Raw genomic sequence first — 19,348 nt, forward strand, 5'->3', positions numbered from 1 at the left:
CCTCGGCAGCGATATCGGCGTGCGCACCCTGTTCGAAAATCCCACCCCCGCCACCCTCGAACCCCACCTCACCACCAACCGACCCAACCGCCCGCTGCTGCGCCCTCGTGCGGCACGCCAGGGCGTCTGACTACAGGAAAGGAAGACCGGTGACGTTTCCTGCCCCTCTCCTCAAAGGCGACGAGCTCCTTGCGGTTGACACGGACACCCCCTACGAAGCGTCTCGGGACATCTCCAAGTACCTGCTGATGCACTACGGCACCCGCGACGATCAGTTCGACCGTGCGACGCATCCCCTGGCCCTGGCACATGGGTACTGCCAGCGGCTGTCAAGTCTGCTGCAGGAATTCGCGCAGCGCAGTGGCACGCCGGTGGCTCGAGCCTTGGATGTGGGTTGCAGCGTGGGAGGGGTGACTCATGCCCTCAGCGGCTGGGTCACCGACGAAGTGGTCGGGGTCGACATCAGCCGGCGCTCCATCGAGGTAGCGCAAACTCTGACCCGACACGGGGGCGGCACGTTCAGCGTGATGGAGCAGGGTCCCTTCCACCGTGAGGTACATGTCCGGGTAGCGGATTCGGACTCCCGGGCCCGCGTCCGGTTCGAGATCGGCGATGCCGACCGCCTGTCCGAGCCCGATGGGAGCTTCGACGCTGTTCTGCTTTCAAACGTTCTCGACCGTGTACGGCAGCCGTCCGCTTGCCTCAAGCAGTTCACCGCCTCGGATCGAATCCTGCGCCGTGGCGGCCTCATCATGGTCGCTTGCCCATGGTCCTGGTATGCCGAGTACAGCGATCCTCGGGTGTGGCTGGGTTCCGCGGCGACCGGGGACCCGAGCGAGAACGCGTTGAAGGCGCTACTCCAGAACGACCTCGAGCTTCTGCTGGAGACGGATGAGCCGGGAGTCTTGCGACAGAATCCGCGAGAATACGACTATTTCGAGTCGCACGTCACGGTTTGGCGGAAGCCTTGATTGAGTCGTCCGTGGCTTTGCAGCAGGCACTGATTCCACTGTCGTACGCCCAGCGCAGGCTCTGGTTTCTGCACCGTCTGGAGGGTCCGTCAGGCACCTACAACGTTCCGTTGGTCAGCCGGATCCGTGCCCGAGTGGATACCTCGGCGCTCCGGGCGGCGGTCGGGGACCTCGTGGCGCGACACGAGGTGTTGCGTACGGTCTATGTCGAGGTCGACGGCGAGCCCCATCAGCGCGTCCTGCCAACCGCCGAGGCGTTGGTGTCTATCCGCACGGAGGCCGTTACTGAGGCGCAGGTCGAGGCCCGGGTAGCGGAGGCATGCGCGTACCCCTTCGACCTGTCGGCGGAGCTCCCGTTGCGCGTCGACCTCTTCTCCGTTGCCGAAGACGACAACGTGATCGTGTTGGTGCTGCACCACATCGCCTGCGATGGTGCCTCGGCAGGACCACTCAACCGCGATCTTTCCGAGGCATATGCAGCACGGCTCAACGGCGGCATGGCGCGGTGGGCGTCATCGCCCGTCCAATACGGTGACTACGCACTGTGGCAGCGGGAATTGCTCGGCGCCGAGGACGATCCGGCCAGCGAGATGAGCCGACAGCTCGCCTACTGGCGCGCGACTCTGCACAACCTCCCCGAAGAACTCACCCTGCCTTCAGATCTTCCTCGGCCGGCGCAGGCTTCATACCAGGGTGGCTCGGTCGCCTTCCGCCTCGACGCCTCGACGCATCGTCGTTTGCGTGCCCTCGCCCAAGCCCGCGGGGCCTCCATGTTCATGACAGTGCAAGCCGGGATCGTTGCACTCCTCACCAGGCTCGGATGCGGTACGGACATCCCCCTTGGCAGCATGGTGACCGGCCGCGTCGACGACGGTTTGGACGACGCAGTGGGCCTGTTCGTCAACTCGCTTGTATTGCGCACCGACGCGAGCGGGAATCCGACGTTCATCACATTGCTCGACCGGGTGCGAGACACCGACCTACGCGCTTTCGACAACCAGGAGCTACCGTTCGAGAGACTTGTGGAAGCCCTGCAGCCGGCTCGCTCGCTCGCTCGCCATCCTCTCTTCCAGGTCTTCTTCCTGCTGGCGAGCGGCGGGACTGGAGACGTCCAACTTCTCGGTCTGCCGGGAAGAACCTTGCGCCCTACGAACGCCGCTGCCAAGTTCGATCTCTCGTTCTATCTGAGCGAGCAGTGGGACCCAGCGGGTGATCCGGCTGGCATCGAGGGCGTCGTCGAGTACGCCGAAGATCTCTTCTGCCGGACCGGTGCCGAGGCCATCGCACGACAAATCAGCCGACTTCTGGAGCTGGTCGCGGACACTCCGGACCGCCGGATCAGCGAGTACGACATCCTCGGCCCAGCCAACCGACACGACATCGTGACGGCTCGAAACGACACCGCATTTCCGCTGCATGCGGACCGGTTCATCGATCTCTTCGAAGAACAGTCCCGTGTGACGCCGGACCGGATCGCGGTACGGGCCGCCGACGGGGAGCTAACGTACCGGCAGCTCGACGACCAAGCGGAACGACTCGCCACAGTGCTGAATCACCGCGGAGTCGGCCCCGAACGAATCGTCGCCCTGGCGCTTGCTCGGTCGACCGCCCTGGTAACGGCAATCCTGGCAGTGTGGAAAGCTGGCGGCGCCTATCTTCCCGTGGAAACCTCGCATCCAGTTGAACGCATTACCTCCATGCTCGCGGACGCGTCGCCGATCATGCTTCTCGCTGATCGGCAGAGCGCCGACCTGCTACCAGCCATCGACAGCTGCCCACGGATCATGCTCGACGATTTCGCGACGCCGGTTCCGATCCCGCGCAGCCGCAGCACACCTCCGGCCGGTGCGGACAACGCCGCGTACGTCATGTACACCTCCGGATCGACGGGCCGGCCGAAGGGCGTGGTGGTGTCCCACACCAACCTGGTCAACTTCCAGCTGGCGATGCGGGAATCCCTACAGCTCAACGACTCGGACAGATTCGCCGCGGTGACCACCGCGTCCTTCGATCTGTCCCTGCTGGAACTGCTTCAACCGTTGATTGTCGGCGCCACTGTCGTCATCGTCGGCCGGGACACCACCCGAGAACCGGCCGACCTCGCAAACCTCATCAGGGGTGAGCGCATCACCGTGATGCAGGGGACGCCCGGCCTGTGGCAAATGCTGGTCGGCAGCGCGCCGGAAGCGTTGCTCGGCCTGCGCGTGCTTTCTGGTGGGGAAGCTCTCCCGTCCGGTCTCGCTCAGGAATTGAGGACGCGTGGCGCGGAACTCATTAATCTGTACGGCCCGACGGAGACCACGGTCTATTCGACTTGGGCGGTCATCGACGCCCGTCCGGGGCAACCGTCGATCGGTCGTCCCATTGCCAACACTCGCGTCTATGTGCTCGATGACCAGCTGCGACCAGTGCCGGATGCCACGGTGGGCGAGATCTACCTGGCCGGGACCGGGGTGGCCCGCGGCTACCTAGGTCGCCCCGGCCTCACCGCCGGACGTTTCATCGCCGATCCCTATGGCCCGCCCGGCTGCCGGATGTACCGCACCGGCGATCTGGGCCGATGGGCCCGCGACGGCGAGCTGGAGTACCTCGGACGTACTGACCACCAGGTGAAGATCCGGGGATTCCGTATCGAGCTCGGGGAGATCGAGGCAGCGCTCGCCCGGCACGTCTCAGTAGCGGCCGCGGTTGTCGTAGCTCAAGACGCAACCACCGATGAGCGTCGCATCGTGGCGTACGTCGTGCCGCACCCGGGTATGGCCGTCACCGAAAGTGGACTCCGCGACCATCTCGATTCGATACTGCCCGACTACATGATCCCGGCATTCCTGGTTCTGCTGGACGCGCTGCCGCTGACCTCCAACGGAAAGACCGATCGGGCGGCGCTGCCGGCACCCAAGCGTCATAGATCCGCCGGTCGGCCGGTCGGCCCACGCCAGCATCTCCTCCTCGACCTGTTTGCGGAGGTGCTTCAGACGTCCGACGTAGGTGTGGATGACGGCTTCTTCGACCTCGGAGGGCATTCACTTTCTGCGGCTCGATTGGCCCACCGGATCACCATGGAGCTCGGATTCGAAGTAGGGGTGCGCAGCATCTTCGCCGCGCCCACCGTGGCCCGGCTCGACCGTTTGCTACAACGTGGCGGAGCCGCGCCGGATGCGGTACTCAGCTACCGCCCCGGTGCAAAGCGCGCACCGCTGTTCGTCCTGCCCCCAGCCAACGGGCTGGGCTGGGGATACTCCTCCTTACCGAGTCACTTACCTGACGACCACCCGATTCATATCTTGCAGGACTCCCGCCTCGCGGGCGGCGAGCTGCGACCGCGGTCCGTGCAGGATCTCGCAGCGGCGTACCTGTACCAGATCGTCAGCTTGTGGCCGAGCGGTCCGTACCTGCTCGCCGGGTGGTCGTTCGGCGGCACCTTGGCCCACCAGATCGCGGTAGACCTCCAGAATCAGGGAAAGCGCACCGAACTGCTGGTGATGTTTGATGCGCATCCCGGCGGCGACGGGCCTACCGAGCCCACCTACAGTCATGTGGCTTACGTCGGGTTCGGTGGTGTCGCTCTGAGTCGGAACGGTGACCGTCGCGCGGCTCTGACCGCCGCCGGCAGTCCTCTCGCATCGCTCGACGACGAGACCCTCGATCGACTGCTCGCCGTTACGGGTCTGAACCTTGAAGCGCTGGCCGATCACCGTCCGGTTCCGTACACGGGAACGACATTGACTTTCACCGCCGTCGCGGAGGGCCACACCGCGCAGGTGTGGGTTCCCTACCTACGCGGAAGCGTGACGAACGTGGACATCCACTGCGGGCACCTCGACATCGTGACCGCCCGGGTCTTGGCCGAGATTGCGCCAGTCATCACAGAGAGGATGCACAGCCTTGCCTGAAAAGGTCATGAAACGCCTCATCAAGAGTAGGAAACGAATGTGGGGATGGACCTACCGATGACGAGCACCGTGCTACCTCACCCGGGTTTGACACGAACCGGGTCGCAGCCTGACCTGGACACGAGTGCCATGGCACGCATTCTTTCGGTCGGCACGGCGGTGCCTGCCAATTCGTACTCGCAGGAAGATCTTCTCCAGATCTTCGGCATCACCGACCCCAAAGTTCGGTCGGTCTTCCTCAACAGCGCCATCGACCGGCGGTTCCTTACGTTGCCCGAGCCGAATGCGGACGGCTTCCCGGCGGCTGAGGACACCGGGCGGCTTCTCGCCAAGCACAAGAGCCAGGGCATAGCGATGGGGTCCCGTGCCGTTCAGGAGGCGCTCAAGCGAATCGGCGCCGATATCTCCGACGTGCGTTACCTCTGCTGCACGACCTCGACAGGCTTCCTCACCCCGGGCTTCAGTGCCTTGCTGATCAAGGAACTCGGGCTGAGTCGGCACACCTCCCGCGCCGACGTGGTGGGCATGGGGTGCAACGCCGGGCTCAACAGCCTGAACGTCACTAGCGGGTGGGCCCGGGGCCGGCCGGGTGAGCTGGCCGTGATGGTCTGTATCGAGGCGTGTTCGGCAGCGTACGTATTCGACGGCACCATGCGCAGCGCGGTGGTCAACAGTCTGTTCGGCGATGGTGCCGCCGCAGTCGCCATAGCAGCTGGGGCCGACCGGGACGCCGCTCCCGGCAGCGACCTGATGCCCCGAATCATCGACTTCGTCAGCTGCATCATCCCCGAGGCGGTCGACGCCATGCGTTACGACTGGGACTCTGTCCACCACGGATTTAGCTTCTACCTCGACCCGGACATCCCCTACGTCGTCGGAGCGAATGCGCGCGCAACGGTCGGTCAGCTGCTGCAGCGCAATGGTCTTCGGCAGTCGGACATCGCTCACTGGCTGGTCCACTCCGGCGGCAAGAAGGTCATCGACGCCGTCGGAGTCAACCTCGGACTGACTCGCTACGACCTGCGACACACCATCGGTGTGCTACGCGACTACGGCAACCTTTCCAGCGGATCCTTCCTCTTCTCCTATGAGCGCCTGCTCAACGAGGAGTCCGTGCAGCGAGGTGAGTACGGCCTCCTGATGACGATGGGGCCCGGCTCCACGATCGAGACCGCACTGGTCCGATGGTGAATCGACAAACTGTTCCCTTTTTTGCAGATAATCGGAGAAAAGATGCAACTTCGCCACGTTATCGATGGTAGCCAGCCTCTGTCCCGGTCCTTAGTTGTTGGTCTGGAGGAATTCATCGATCGGGTCGAGAATCAAGGCCCCAGCGTTGTACCCGTCCTCGAGCTGACCGGCAGGCCTACCGCCATCGTCGCCTCAACCCCGAGCACCGCCCTGGTCAACAAGTGGGAACGAGTGCTGAGGAGGCTCGAACGCCTGAACGCGCCCACGATCGCCGAGGTCAGAGGAGATTGCGCCGGACCGGCCGTCGAGGCCCTGCTTGCCACTGATCTGCGGATCGCTACCCATGATTGTCATCTGTATGTTTCAACCTCAGGAGGAGCCGTCTGGCCCGGCATGATGCTTCACCGGTTAAGCAACCAAATCGGAGCCGCTGCAGTTAGAAGGCACCTGCTGTTCGGCTCGGCTCTCAACGCTGGCGAAGCCCTTTCCTTGGGCTTGGTCCATGAAATCGTCGATGACTTGCCCGCCGCCGTCGACGCAGCGTGCAAGTTGGCTGCCGCGGTCTCCGGCGACGACCTGGCAGTGCGCCGTCAGCTCATGCTCGAGGCCACCACGACACCCTTCGAGGAGGCGTTGGGACGGCATCTTGCGGCGTGCGACCGAGTGACTCGCCAGCGTAGAAATGAGGAGGCCCCCGATGGTGCCGCGCTGGTTTGAACCCTGGGCAGCCGGCCCTGAAGCCGAGGCCGTCACCGCGGCGGCCGACCGGGTCGCCACATTACGGCGGGCGTTCCCGGTCGTTGCTGCTCGCACTCCGCGGCAGCGGCAGGAGCTCGAGTCTGCAAGGCAGGATCTGTACGCTCGATCAGTTGTATTCCTTCGAAAGCACGCTGACCGGCTGTACGACGAAATCACTGCTGGCCGGAGTCTCTACCTGCGGATCGACGAGATTTGCGACCGCGCCGCCCGGCTGGTTCCAGGCCTCGTGCCATCACGGCGGGAGGCCGAGGAAGAACAGCTCCTGCCACCGGCGCAGAAGGAAGGGCGTGACGTCGAACAAGCAATCCTCCTAAGCCACCTGCTCCGGTCGCAGGTCGCCGGACTGCACATGTTGGAAGCAATGCGGCGACCCACCGAACGAGCGCAGCGCCTTCTGCCCACCGTCCTCGCGGAAGGCGAGGTGACACTCGGCTCAGTCGCCGTCGAGCTGCGTGACGGAGCTGCCTACCTCACCATGCATCGTGACGACTGCCTGAACGCCGAGGACAACGAGCAGGTCGAGGACATGGAGACCGCTGTCGACTTGGCGATGCTGGCCCCCACGGTGCGCGTGGGAGTGCTGAGAGGCGGCGTGATGACTCATCCGAAGTACGCCGGTCGCCGCGTCTTCAGCTCGGGCATCAATCTTCGCAAGCTTCACTCCGGTGAGATTTCCTTCCTGAACTTCCTCATGCGTCGCGAGCTCGGATATATCGCAAAGATCATTCACGGTTTGAGCGGCGACCCGGAATCGGCTTGGCGCGGTAGCGCGGTGCACAAGCCGTGGCTCGCTGTGGTCGACGCGTTCGCTATCGGGGGAGGCGCTCAGGTCATGCTCGCCTGCGATCGAATCATCGCCGAACGCGGGGCGTACTTCAGCCTGCCCGCTGCCCAGGAAGGCATCGTTCCCGGCGCCGCTAACCTACGCCTCACTCGGGCCGTCGGAACTCGTCTGTCGCGCCAGATCATCCTGACCGGCCAGCGTGTCACGGCGGGGGAGCCCGAGGGCTCACTGCTCTTCGATGAGGTGTGGCCCGCCCGAGATCTGGACCTCGCGGTCGAGACCGAGGTCAGGCGCCTGGATAGCCCGGCGGTAGTCGCCAATAGACACATGCTCAACGTGGCGGATGAACCTGCCGACGATCTTCGGCGCTACCTGGCGGATTTTGCTGTGGAGCAGGCGGAGCGGCTTTACAGCAAGGACGTGATGAACAAGGTGACCCGCTTCACGTCCGGTGCGCATGCCGGTACCGCGGCGTGCTGATCACGTACGAAGGATGTTTTATGTGCGCTACCGGCAAGCCGCGCGTGCGCTACGAGAAGCGCGATCGTGTCGCCTGGGTAACCCTTGATCGACCGGAAGCCATGAACGCCATGGACCTCCAGATGCACACCGAGCTCGCCGATGTCTGGGACGACTTCGAAGCAGACGATGATCTCTGGGTTGCGGTGTTGACCGGAGCAGGAGATCAGGCATTCTCTGTTGGTCAGGACCTCAAGGAGCGAGCGGAACTCGATCGGTCCGGCTCGCATCGCACTACGTTCGGGAGCCGTGGCCAGCCTGGTTGGCCGCGGTTGACCGAGCGGTTCGACCTGTCGAAACCGGTGATTGCCCGGGTCAATGGATACGCCCTCGGTGGTGGCTTCGAGCTGGCGTTGGCCTGCGATCTGGTGGTGGCGGCCGAGCACGCATCATTCGGCCTGCCCGAGGCACGTCTCGGCCTGGTGCCTGGGGCAGGTGGGGTATTCCGGCTGGTGCGCCAGACACCCCTGAAGACGGCCATGGGCTATCTGCTCACGGGGCGGCGTCTTCCGGCGCACCGTGCGATGGCCCTGGGCCTAATCAACGATGTCGCCAGACCTGGCGAACTTGATGAATGCCTCGGTGGTTGGCTCGACGACCTGCTTGCCAGCGCGCCACTCGCTGTCCGGGCGATCAAACAGGCTGCCATGCAGTCCATCGACATGCCTCTCCCTGTCGCCTTCACGGCGTCTTACCGATGGGAGGAGATCAGGTCACGCAGCCTCGACGCTCGTGAAGGCCCGAAGGCGTTCGCCCAGAAGCGGGCACCACAGTGGCTAGGCCGATGATCTTCAATGTTCGAGGTTGCCGGGCACCCCGTAACGATATATCGTTATCGGGTGCCCGAGGATCGGAGACATTGATGAATCTAGACCCACAGGGGCCAGGCACGCACATCCACATCGGCCCCGGCGAGTCCGGCTGGCGTCCACCCCTTCCGCCTAAACCACCGCTGCCGCCCCCTCCTCCCGAGCCGCCCACACATCCGCGGGTGAGGATGCGTAAGGGGGACGTTCGAATCGCGCTGATCGGGCTGCTCGACGAGTCACCGAGCAACGGTTACCAGTTGATGCAGTCGATCATCGCGCGTAGCGGAGGACGGTGGCGACCCAGCGCCGGTTCGATCTACCCGACTCTCTCCCAGCTCGTCGACGAGAACCTAGTCAGAGCCCCAGACGACGAACCGGAGCGCCGTCATCAATTGACGCCATCCGGCCGGGAAGTGGCGGCGCAGCAGCGATCGGAGTTCGACAGGCTGTGGGCGGGGGAGCCTTCGCCGCAGAGTTCCGGTGCTGCCCGGGTTCACGAGATCAGCGACAAGCTGCACCTTGCAGCAGCGCGGCTAACGGATGCCGAGTCACCGGAGCGGCTGATCCGAGCGGCGTCAATCCTCGAACACGCACATCGCGATCTGCAGCGCCTCTTCCCGGACTGAAGCACACCCCTTCGCGCTGCGTGCGCTCCGACCATCCTCTCCGAGGAGATCCGATGACTGACCGAGCCACTCTCACCAGTCCACCAGCGACCTCGCCACCGCTGCGAAGAAACAAGAACTTCCAACTGCTCTGGAGCGGATCAGCGTTTGCCTTCCTCGGCAAAGAAGTCACCGATCTCGTCTACCCCTTGGTCGTGCTGGGTGTGACCGGGTCAGCCGCGTGGGCCGGCGCGTTCGGGGGCTTACAGTTGTTCGTCGCGCTGCTCGTGGGGCTGCCCGCCGGAGCGCTCGCGGATTCCTATGACCGGCGCACGCTGCTCATCATCATGGAAGGCGTCCGGGTTCTGGCCTCAGCCAGCGTGCTCGTCGCCGTGCTGGCCGACGCGCTGACGCTTCCTCACCTCCTGGTGGTAGCGGCCGCCGTGGGCGCCGTGCAACCTCTGGGTGGCTCCGCTCGGATGTTGTTGGTCCGCTCGGTCGTACCGCCGCACCAACTCACCGCCGCGCTGACCCAGGAAGAAGTCCGCACTCACGCTGCCGGACTCGGCGGTCCGCCGCTCGGCGGCTTCCTCTATGCCGCGGCGAGCGTGTTGCCCTTCATCGCCACAGCGTTGTCCTTCCTCATCTCGCTCGTATGCGCGTTGTTCGTTCGTCTGCCTAGCGGAGCTGCGAACGGTGAGACCGGAAAGAAGGGCTCGCCGTTCTCAGGGATCTCGGCCGGGCTCACGATGCTGTGGCGCACCCCTGTGCTACGGCACAGCATGATCTTCGCTGCGGCGCTCAACGCAGTGACCGCACCACTGATTCTGATCGTGGTCGTCCTGCTGAGCCGGACAGGCGCACCCGCCACCGTGGTCGGCCTTACATCGATGGGACTCGCGCTAGGTGGCCTCGCCGGCACCCTGCTGGTCAAGCCGCTCCATCGAGCCTTCTCCCCAGGATCGCTCATGCTCCTCTTGGGATTCACCGCGGTTGCGTTCATCGCCTCGCTCGCCCTGCCCTGGGGGCCGTGGTGGATCGGGACCGCACTGTTCCTGCTCGGCCTCGGCGGGCCCTCCATGCGGGTGCTGGTCGACGTGCTCATCTTCCGCCAAATACCCGACGATCAGCGAGGCCGCGCATTCACCGGTTTCATGACCGTGCTTGGCGCCGGCGCCTCGCTGGGAGTCTTCAGCTCCGGCATGCTCCTGGAACATTTGCCAGGAGCCGGAGCCGTCGTCCTGCTCGCCGGCGTACTCGCCCTCACGGTCGCCTGGGCGGCCAGCGACCGGCGTATCCGCCGAGCGCGCTGGCCCGAAGAATCCTGAGCTGAGTGCACCTGGGCTCGGGTCCGGTCGCCGCGGCGCGGCACCGGCGTTCGAGGCGGCGCGCCGGGCAGCGGTCCCGGCGCATGCCAGCCGGGCTGCAACCGCGTCGTCGGCGTCCGGCAGTGAGATTTTCGCTCTTCTGGTTGCTCGGTATTTGCTCGGTGAGACGTTGGCACCGGTGGGCAGCCGTTGGTACCACCTGGTACGGGTTGGCACGGGACCGGTCAGGCGGTGATCCGTGTGCTCCATATTTGCTCCATGGGTCGGAGCAACGGCAGGTCAGACGCGTTGGCAGCGGTCGGCACGCCCTGGTACGCGTGGGTACCCGCTGGCAGGTAAGCTGACGACTCGCGCCCTCGTAGCTCAGGGGATAGAGCAACGGTTTCCTAAACCGCAGGTCGCAGGTTCGATTCCTGCCGGGGGCACCTCCTGGACCAGCCACAACGCCTTCTGAGCAGGCTGTATTCACGGCAGCAAGATCAGCAGATCTTGGCCTCGTAGGCGGCCAGATGCCGCTCAAGGCAGCCCGTTGCCGCCAGTTGTGGCAAATGCGTGTCATGATCTTGAAAGCGTTTGGGCTGGTCAGAGCCGGTGCGTGTAGTGCCTCGTGTCATGGGACTGCTTCACGGGACGCTCCACCTAGGCGGCGAGAGCGAACTCAATCCGAGCGTTCATCGTGTCGCGGTCGCCGTCGATGCACTTGGCGTAGACCTTCAGTAGGACATCTGCGGAGTGGCCGGCGCGGTCGGTGTATCGCTTGCCGGCCGCCGGGTGTGATCGCTCAACGGTCAGTGACCCCGAGCCCTTCTTGGGCAGGTAGCAGTTCTGCGCCCGCAGGCTCAGCGCCTCGCCGGGGCGCAACGCCGCAAAGTGCAGACAGGCGAAGAACGCCGCCAGGCGCTCGCCGCGCTTGGCGTGCTTGCCTCGGCTACCGACGTACGACACGGCGATCAGCAGCTCACGAGCCTGCCGTGGGTTCACGACAGAACGGCGGTCGACGACCTCGGCGACCTTCTTACGGTTGGCACTGACGCGCAGCTTGTCCACCGGATTGAAGTCCAGCAGCTCAAGCTCGACCGCGTACTGAAGCACGTTGTAGAAGACCGATCGCTTGCGCCGGTGAGTCGTTGCCGCCGCCGCGGTGCCGTCCAAATTCAGGGCGACCGCATCGGGGCCCTGCCGTACCGTTTCGGCGTTGGCCAGGTCTGTCAGCGGCAAGCTCGCCTCCTCCAGCCAGCGCAAGGCTGCTGCGGCGTCCAGCGGTAGCTCCTCGCGCCGGCTCTTGGGGAGCAGGCTGTGTAGTCGCAGCGCCTTCCGCAACAACGATGTGTCGGGTCGATCGTCCCTGTCTTTCGCCAAAGCGGGTGTCACCGTTGCCAGGGCGTCGGTCATCGACTCTCGCGACGTGGCAGCCGTCGCCGGCCACTTCATTGCGATGTAGCGCCGAACAATTCCAGCCACGTCGTGACGTCCTTGGTGGTCAGCATGGAGGGTGGTAAGCCGGACTCAACATCGAACTGCTGACCGTTGTTGAACGCCGACTTGAGTTCCGACCGGAAGTTGTCGGCAAGCGTCCGGTTGGCGAACGTCTTGGTGGGCTTGTTGTGTGCCACCTTCCACCGCACTGTGTATGACTTCTTGCGTGGGCCGAGTTCGTTGACGCGGATCGGCCAGATCCGCACATCGCGCCATCATGTCGCCGCGTCCTTCTGTTCACGCCTGGCCTCCAGCCACGCACTCAACTCGCTGCGCCATATGCGCAGTTCGTTGTTTGGCAGCTTGATGCAGGTTGGGGCGATGCCTAGCTCGCGCCAACGATAGTGGTCATTAGCTCGTCCTCCACTATGGCTCTACTCCTTGGCGTTGGTGGGCATGGCGGTATGCCAGGCCCGTCGCCGCAGAGCAGCGCCGAGCCTGGCTCGGTTTATGTTTGTAATGGGTCAGAAGTCGAGTTGGAGCGCTTCGTAGGTGCCGTGAACGGCGCGTGGCCGCATGCTGCGTCCTGGCAGAACCCGGCCGTGTCTTTCCGGCCCTTCGCGTTACCGATCAGGATGCCGGGGCTGTAGAGCTTGACCGTGGCGAACTGGCCGCCGGTGCCGACGTGCTCGGCGACCCGCAGGGCTCGATCGGGCCCCACACCCAGCCGCAGGGCGATCATCGGACCAGAGTGGCGCCAAGGTGCGCAGTGCCCAAATGCTCGTCTACGCAAATCCTGCGAGAGCGATAGCGCCCGTGATGATCGGGAATACGACTTGGCCCTTGGACATGAACCCAATGTAGAGGGTGCGTGGATTGACAGCTATCACGTGACATGGGTGCAGGCGAAGGACATCGGCGCCAACCAGCAGGGCCGTGAGCGGTCGACCGTGCCTCCACTACCTCAACGACAGCCCCAACCTCCGCGGAAGCGCATGAAGCGGCCAGGGACTTAGACAGACGGCTAGCAGATCCTTCCGGCAGGAGGCAGAGAAGGTGACGTCACGGTGCACGGCGACGGCAACCTGCGCCAGTGCCGCTGCCGTTACCGAGATATTTGCCGACTATGGGCATGATTCGAAGCTTCCGGTGATGACCGCCGATGACACTGGGCGCACGAGTGAAGTCGCGTCAGTCCAAGCTCAGGACTACGTCTGATGATCTATCCGCCACTCCCGTGATCACCTGCCCCGTTACTCCCAAAGTTCGGGTTCGAGTCCCCGGCGGCCCACCCTTCTGAACTGCATGTCTATCGGCTGTGGCTGGCGGTGTTAGACGGCGGGTGTTAGGGGTGTCGTGGGGCTGCTGTTTTCCCAGACCGGTGTCCTGGTCGCTCGGCGCGTTAGCCGCGGATGCGGCCGCCGCCGACCGAGCACCGCGTCCTGGATGTGGAAGTCGACACATTTCCACCATGCTTTGACCGCGCAGGACCACCATCGCGGCTGGCATGAGGATGCCAGCCTGATCACGAAGGTGTTAACCTTGCCGCCGATCGAGTCCGGCGTGGCGTCAGGCCTTCTCGTCGCAGAGAGGGTAGGGCGCCTCTGCGCGCGGTCAGTGTCGCAGCCCGGCCTCATCCGAGAGGTCAGGCCACGACCGGGTCCGCTGTGCAGTCGGACGGAAGGGACATTCAGGTGCAGGCGGTGCGTCTTGCGCGGGCAATGGCTCCGCAACAGGTTCGACGCTGGATGTTCCGATGGCTTCCCGTACCGGTACGTGATGGCCTTGTGCGGCGGCTCCAGCCGCCCAGGCAGCCGTCGCGGGAGGTCATGTCAGCCCGCATCGATCCAGCGGCCTCGCCACTCTCGGTGCGGACCGACAATCTCGACCGCGTGGTCGGCGCACTAGCAGCCCAGGATGTTCCCTACTTCCGCATCCCGCCGGTGGAGTGGCAGCGGACGGTCGTCGGGGTACCGGAGTCGTTCCGGGATCGCGTCGAGCGGATCCTGTCCGGTCTCGTTGCGGAGGGTGGAATCCTCGAGCCCGTCATGCCCGCATCGCCCAAGGCCGGTACGTTGCCGGACGAGACTGCTGAGCCGGTCGCTACCGCGCTGTACTGGCCGGTCACCGATCCCGAGCGGCGACTGCTGCTGGGTCGGGAGTATGCCTGCGAGGTCGAGTTCTGGAGCGAGCTTCCCGACCGGTTGGTCGCGCCGCGGCCCAACCTTTCGGTTGATGTGCTTCTGAACGTCGAGCCGGAAGTCAGCGCCTCGGAGGCAACGTTCGGGGACTTCCATGGAGTCGGCTCCAGCAGCAGCTACCGCACGCGACGGCCGTTTCTGCTGCCGGCGCTGGATCACATCGACTTCCCGATCGACGTGGTCTACACCTGGGTGGACGGCGCCGATCCGGCGTGGCTTGAGCGCAAGAACGCCGCGCTGGGCGAGAACGAGTGGGTGTCGGAAAACGAGGAAGCGGCCAACGCCTCCCGCTACATCTCCCGCAACGAGCTGCGCTACTCACTGCGCTCATTGCACGCCTATGCGCCATGGGTGCGGCGCATATTCCTGGTCACCGACGATCAGGTCCCGTCGTGGCTCACGGTCGATCACCCGCAGATCACGGTAGTCAGCCACAAGGAGATCTTCGGAGAAGCCGGCAAGCTGCCGACGTTCAACTCGATGGCGATCGAGACGCGCCTGCACCACATCGACGGCCTTTCCGAGCACTTCCTCTACATCAATGACGATGTGTTCTTCGGACAGCCGCTTCTACCTAGCTTCTTCTTCACGCCCTCAGGTCAGACCCGGATCTTCCAGTCGCGTGTCCGGGTTGACTCCGGGCCGGTGACGCCGGATGAACAGCCCGCCATGTCGGCCGGCAAGAACAACCGGGAGCTGGTCGAGCGAGAGTTCGGCCGGTTCCTCGCCTTCAAAGTCAAACACACCCCGCATGCGGCCCGGCGTAGCGTGCTGGCCGAAATCGAGGCACGGTATCCGGACCAAATCGCGGCCACCGCATCGCACCAGTTCCGGCATCCCGAAGATGTTTCCCTGCTCTCGTCACTTCAGCAGCACTGGGCGTACCTTACGGGTCGCGCTGTGCTAGCCGACGTGCAGTACATGTACCGCAATCTCGAAGACCCGCTCACGCCGAAGCGACTCGCCACTGCTCTCAGGCGACGGCACCATCAATTGTTTTGCCTGAATGACACCAATTCGACCGAAGAGTCGGCACGGGCTCAGACTGAGCTGCTGGAAACCTTTTTACCGGCTTACTATCCCTTCCGATCGCCTTACGAGCAGCCCGATGCGGCCGCGCTATGACGGACGTTCACGGCGGTCAGCCGGTCACACCGACGGCAGCGTGACCACTGTCCCGTCCGCCCCACCCCGTCCCAACTCAAACACGAGGTTTAACGCCGGTCGCCGGCGCGCCGTCATGCGGAGGAGTTTCGTTGTTCAAGGTTTCGATTATTCTGGCGTGCTACAACGTCGAAGCCTTCATTGATGATGCGTTTCAGTCGATCATCAAGCAGACGGCGCTCGCCCACATCGAAGTGATCCCCGTCAATGACGGCTCGACCGACGGCACCTGGGAGATCATCCAGAGGTACCAGGAGCGCTTTCCGGAAAACTTCTTCCCGATCAACTTCGAACACGGCTCCGGTGGGCCGGGACGGCCGCGCAACGCCGGTCTCGATGTCGCGCGGGGCGAGTACGTGATCTTCATGGACCCGGACGACCGCATCTATGAGGACGGGTACAGCTTGCTGCTCAAGAAAATCGAGCAGCACGGAAGCGACGTAGTGATCGCGACCCGCTACGGGGTGAAGGAAAAGCAGGGGCCGGAGAGTAAGGTCTGGATCGACTGGCTGGCCGAGCAGCCCTACGTCAATCAGAATTCTTACACCGTCAAACTGGATCTGCTTTCGCAACGTCCAGTCATTCTCAAGACGATCTACCGCCGCAGCCTCATCGAGGAACACAAGCTACGGTTCCTCGAGGGTGTCAGTAGCAGCGAGGACGAAATCTTCGACATGAAGTTTCTCCTCCTCGCCGAGCGGATAACCAAGATCAATGATGTGGTGTACCTGTACACGGTCGAGCGTACCGGCAGCATCACCAGCAAGATCCGACTCAAGGTCTACGAGGATCTGGAGCCAATCTTCGCCGGCCTCGATGACTCATTGTCGGTCTACTTCAGCGATGCGATCGTGGCGTACAGGGTGGCCGGCCTGCTGCGCACCTTCTATCTGCCGAAGCTCCTGCTGCTCGACCCGGACCAGACCGATGAGGCGCTCGAGCTCACTCGCAAGGCATGCGAGGCGTTCGGGTTCGACCGGCTGATGCTGACCGCAAGCCCGGTAGACCGGCGCATCATCGAGTTGTTGAGGGACCGCAACTACAGCCAGCTGATGCTCTTCTTCATGGACCACCGGTCCAGGGGGCTGGCTCGACGTAACCGCTCGCAGGCCAACAAGCTCAAGGTGCTGGAGTCGCGCTTCGTTAAGGCCGGGATCAAGGCCGGCGAGACTCTCAAGCTCGGCCGGCGGATCGTGCGGGAGCGCGCCTGGGGAAAGGTTCGGGCTACCCGAACCCCCAACGGTCTCGGCGACGCACCGAACGGCTACTGGGTCTTCATGGACCGGCAGGACAAGGCATCCGACAATTCGGAGGCGCTTTACCGGTACGTTCGCGAAAACAGGATTCACGACAAGCTGGCCTTCGTCATCGCGGCGGACTCGCCGGACTATTACCGGCTGAAGCGCGAGGGCTTCAACGTCGTGGCCTACAATACCTTGGCGCACTGGCGCTTGTTGTTCAACTGCGAACACTTCTTCGCCTCGCACGTCGACAATGTAATCATCACGCCGTGGGCGACATTCGGCGGGCAGACCGGCAAGCCACGCTACAAGTTGAACTTTCTCCAGCACGGAATCATCCGGTCCGATCTGTCCGGCTGGCTGGGCACCAAGAACTACCACACGTTCTGTACGAGTGCTCGGCAGGAGTACGAAAGCATCCTCAACAACGTGCAGTACCGGCTGGGACCGGAGCAGCTCAAGCTGACCGGATTGGCTCGACACGATCTCTTGAAGGCCCGGTCCGGCGACTACATCCTGGTCGCCCCGACGTGGCGCTCGTTCCTGACCAAGGCAACGGAGCAGGAGTTCCGCGAGTCGGATTTCTTCAAGAACTGGCAAGACCTGATCCACGACGAGCGGATGCATTCCGCCCTGGCTTCGGCCGGATTGCATCTCAAGCTCATGTTGCATCCCAGCATCAGCCAGTTCGCTGGTTGCTTCACCGAAAGTGACTACGTCCGGATCCTCAATTACAGAGACGTGGTCAGCTTCGCCGACCTGCTCTCCGGAGCCCAGCTGATGGTCACCGACTACTCGACGATCTCATTCGACGTGCTCTACCTGCGCCGGCCGGTCGTCTATTACAGCTTCCCTGAGAGTCAGACTCACAGTACGAACAACGAGGCCGATCTGCAGCTCTATGCGCAGTTGGGTGACCTCGCCTACCGCCATGACGCAGTCGTCGACGCTGTTCTCGCCGCGGCCGACAGAGGGTTTTCTGTGAGTGCGGAGAAGGTGGGCGAGATCGACAGGTTCTTCGCCTTCAATGACGACCAACAGAATCGCAAGCGCATCATCGAGGCCGTTCTGGGGGAGGCTGGTCAGTGAACAAGCTCATGTTCGTCTTCGGGACGCGGCCGGAGTTCATCAAGCTGTACCCGGTGATCATGGAAGCGCGCCGCCGGCAGTACGACGTCACTGTGGTCAACACCGGTCAGCACCGTGAGATGCTCGACCAGTTGCTTGACGAAATGGGCATGTCCGCTGACTTCGACCTCAAGGTCATGACACAGCAGCAGAGCCTGGCCGACATCCTGGCCCGGACCATCGTGCCGCTCGACAAGGTTGTCGGTCAGGTTCGACCAGATCACATCTTCGTGCACGGCGACACGTCGGCAACCCTGGCCGGCAGCATCATCTCGCTGTACCGGCATGTGCCGCTGTCGCACGTCGAGGCGGGGCTGCGCACGTACAACAAGTACTCCCCTTTTCCGGAGGAGATGAACCGGCAACTCACCGGCGTGCTCGCCGACTACCACTTCACGCCGACAGAGGCGACGCAGCGGAACCTTCTGCGGGAAGGAAAAGATCCGGAGCGGATCTTCGTGGTCGGCAATAGTGCGATCGATATGCTCGGCTACACCATCCGACCAGCCTTCCGTCATCCGGTGCTGGACGAACTGGGCGACCGAAAACTGATCCTGGTGACCGTGCACCGGCGGGAGAATCTCTCCGAGCTGAATCAGATCTTCACGGCGATCAATGAGATCGGCTTGCGCTATGGCGACAGTCACCAGATCGTCTACCCGATTCACATGAATCCGGTGGTGCGGCAGGCCGCGAATCAGTACCTGACGGCGCCATCGATCCGGATCATCGAGCCGCTCGGCACGACGGATTTCCACAACATCCTCAACCGTTCGCACATTGTGATGACCGATAGCGGCGGCATCCAGGAGGAGGCTCCGAGCCTCGGCAAGCCCGTGCTTGTGCTTCGCGACACCACTGAACGCCCTGAGGGGGTGGAGGCGGGAACGCTACGCCTCGTCGGCACCGCTCGCGACGACATCGTGCGGGATGCCTGCCGATTGCTTGACGACGACGACGAGTACCGGCGCATGGCCGCCATTGCGAACCCTTACGGTAACGGCACGACGGCGCAGCAGATGATGGACGTGATGGACAAGATCCGGGCCGGCGAGCCGCTGTCGACCGCGGCCGTCTCCGGGAGTCCTGAGCACGGGGAAGCGCGAGATCCGAGCCTTCTGAGAGGCAGCGAACCCAGTCTCCCTCGGCAAAGGAAATCGACGTCGCGGACTTGAACTGAGTCGTCCTGAGGTAACTGTTCGGGTACCTCAGGGTCATTGCGTTGCCGGTAGTTGCTGGTCACGGCGGTGATCAGTCCTGTGATCGCCGGTCGGCGCGTCGTCGGGCTCGGCGCTGAGCTTGGTTTCACGGCTCATCACAGGCGGCGGCTCTGCGACGC

14 protein-coding genes and 1 tRNA gene are annotated in these 19,348 nt (G+C 63.8%); 12 read left to right on the plus strand and 3 right to left on the minus strand.

Annotated elements, in window-relative coordinates:
- Nucleotides 1–149 precede the first annotated feature (149 nt).
- From AB0M36_RS36380 to AB0M36_RS36420, 9 genes are all read left to right on the plus strand, one after another.
- Complete coding sequence (locus tag AB0M36_RS36380) at nucleotides 150–971, plus strand: methyltransferase domain-containing protein (protein ID WP_364167074.1); 822 nt, start codon at nucleotides 150–152, stop codon at nucleotides 969–971.
- An 11-nt stretch (nucleotides 972–982) separates the two neighbouring features.
- Nucleotides 983–4,864, plus strand: coding sequence for an amino acid adenylation domain-containing protein (locus tag AB0M36_RS36385; protein WP_364167076.1), 3,882 nt, complete (start codon nucleotides 983–985; stop codon nucleotides 4,862–4,864).
- 129 nt (nucleotides 4,865–4,993) lie between these two features.
- A complete protein-coding gene (gene dpgA, locus AB0M36_RS36390) occupies nucleotides 4,994–6,055 on the plus strand; it encodes a 3,5-dihydroxyphenylacetyl-CoA synthase DpgA (protein WP_364167078.1) in 1,062 nt (353 codons plus the stop codon).
- Nucleotides 6,056–6,097: 42 nt separating this feature from the next.
- On the plus strand, nucleotides 6,098–6,772 hold the full coding sequence (gene dpgB / locus AB0M36_RS36395) for an enoyl-CoA-hydratase DpgB (protein ID WP_364167080.1): 675 nt from the start codon (nucleotides 6,098–6,100) through the stop codon (nucleotides 6,770–6,772).
- Nucleotides 6,753–8,078, plus strand: coding sequence for a (3,5-dihydroxyphenyl)acetyl-CoA 1,2-dioxygenase DpgC (gene dpgC / locus AB0M36_RS36400; protein WP_364167082.1), 1,326 nt, complete (start codon nucleotides 6,753–6,755; stop codon nucleotides 8,076–8,078). Before dpgB ends, dpgC begins: the two co-directional genes overlap by 20 nt.
- Nucleotides 8,072–8,905, plus strand: coding sequence for an enoyl-CoA-hydratase DpgD (gene dpgD / locus AB0M36_RS36405; RefSeq protein ID WP_364167084.1), 834 nt, complete (start codon nucleotides 8,072–8,074; stop codon nucleotides 8,903–8,905). Before dpgC ends, dpgD begins: the two co-directional genes overlap by 7 nt.
- A 209-nt stretch (nucleotides 8,906–9,114) precedes the next feature.
- Nucleotides 9,115–9,552, plus strand: a complete 438-nt coding sequence (locus AB0M36_RS36410; protein ID WP_364167156.1) for a PadR family transcriptional regulator — start codon at nucleotides 9,115–9,117, stop codon at nucleotides 9,550–9,552.
- 53 nt (nucleotides 9,553–9,605) lie between these two features.
- Nucleotides 9,606–10,859, plus strand: a complete 1,254-nt coding sequence (locus AB0M36_RS36415) for an MFS transporter (RefSeq protein WP_364167086.1) — start codon at nucleotides 9,606–9,608, stop codon at nucleotides 10,857–10,859.
- A gap of 352 nt (nucleotides 10,860–11,211) precedes the next feature.
- A tRNA-Arg gene (locus AB0M36_RS36420) sits at nucleotides 11,212–11,284 on the plus strand.
- Between the two features lie 214 nt (nucleotides 11,285–11,498).
- Here the strand turns inward: AB0M36_RS36420 and AB0M36_RS36425 are convergent.
- The 3 genes from AB0M36_RS36425 to AB0M36_RS36435 form a co-directional block, all read right to left on the minus strand.
- Nucleotides 11,499–12,251, minus strand: coding sequence for a hypothetical protein (locus tag AB0M36_RS36425; protein WP_364167088.1), 753 nt, complete (start codon nucleotides 12,249–12,251; stop codon nucleotides 11,499–11,501).
- Nucleotides 12,252–12,286: 35 nt separating this feature from the next.
- Nucleotides 12,287–12,541 carry a hypothetical protein gene (locus AB0M36_RS36430; RefSeq protein ID WP_364167090.1) on the minus strand — a complete coding sequence of 85 codons (255 nt, stop codon included), beginning with the start codon at nucleotides 12,539–12,541 and terminating at the stop codon, nucleotides 12,287–12,289.
- A 242-nt stretch (nucleotides 12,542–12,783) separates the two neighbouring features.
- Nucleotides 12,784–13,017, minus strand: coding sequence for a hypothetical protein (locus AB0M36_RS36435; protein WP_364167092.1), 234 nt, complete (start codon nucleotides 13,015–13,017; stop codon nucleotides 12,784–12,786).
- A 1,087-nt stretch (nucleotides 13,018–14,104) separates the two neighbouring features.
- Here AB0M36_RS36435 and AB0M36_RS36440 point away from each other — a divergent pair.
- The 3 genes from AB0M36_RS36440 to wecB all read left to right on the plus strand — a co-directional run bounded on the left by AB0M36_RS36440 (nucleotide 14,105) and on the right by wecB (nucleotide 19,184).
- A complete protein-coding gene (locus AB0M36_RS36440; protein ID WP_364167094.1) occupies nucleotides 14,105–15,601 on the plus strand; it encodes a stealth family protein in 1,497 nt (498 codons plus the stop codon).
- A gap of 131 nt (nucleotides 15,602–15,732) precedes the next feature.
- Nucleotides 15,733–17,970: a glycosyltransferase gene (locus tag AB0M36_RS36445; protein ID WP_364167096.1), complete on the plus strand. Its 2,238-nt coding sequence runs from the start codon at nucleotides 15,733–15,735 to the stop codon at nucleotides 17,968–17,970.
- Nucleotides 17,967–19,184, plus strand: coding sequence for a UDP-N-acetylglucosamine 2-epimerase (non-hydrolyzing) (wecB, locus tag AB0M36_RS36450; RefSeq protein ID WP_364167098.1), 1,218 nt, complete (start codon nucleotides 17,967–17,969; stop codon nucleotides 19,182–19,184). Before AB0M36_RS36445 ends, wecB begins: the two co-directional genes overlap by 4 nt.
- Nucleotides 19,185–19,348 lie beyond the last annotated feature (164 nt).

It is taken from the genome of Actinoplanes sp. NPDC051346, from assembly GCF_040682215.1.
Taxonomy (GTDB): domain Bacteria; phylum Actinomycetota; class Actinomycetes; order Mycobacteriales; family Micromonosporaceae; genus Actinoplanes.

Coding starts and splice junctions, on each gene's coding strand:
- dpgA (WP_364167078.1), top strand. CDS start 4,994: ATGGCACGCATTCTTTCGGTCGGCACGGCGGTGCCTGCCAATTCGTAC.
- dpgB (WP_364167080.1), top strand. CDS start 6,098: ATGCAACTTCGCCACGTTATCGATGGTAGCCAGCCTCTGTCCCGGTCC.
- dpgC (WP_364167082.1), top strand. CDS start 6,753: ATGGTGCCGCGCTGGTTTGAACCCTGGGCAGCCGGCCCTGAAGCCGAG.
- AB0M36_RS36410 (WP_364167156.1), top strand. CDS start 9,115: ATGCGTAAGGGGGACGTTCGAATCGCGCTGATCGGGCTGCTCGACGAG.
- AB0M36_RS36415 (WP_364167086.1), top strand. CDS start 9,606: ATGACTGACCGAGCCACTCTCACCAGTCCACCAGCGACCTCGCCACCG.
- AB0M36_RS36425 (WP_364167088.1), bottom strand. CDS start 12,251: ATGACCGACGCCCTGGCAACGGTGACACCCGCTTTGGCGAAAGACAGG.
- AB0M36_RS36435 (WP_364167092.1), bottom strand. CDS start 13,017: ATGATCGCCCTGCGGCTGGGTGTGGGGCCCGATCGAGCCCTGCGGGTC.
- AB0M36_RS36440 (WP_364167094.1), top strand. CDS start 14,105: ATGTCAGCCCGCATCGATCCAGCGGCCTCGCCACTCTCGGTGCGGACC.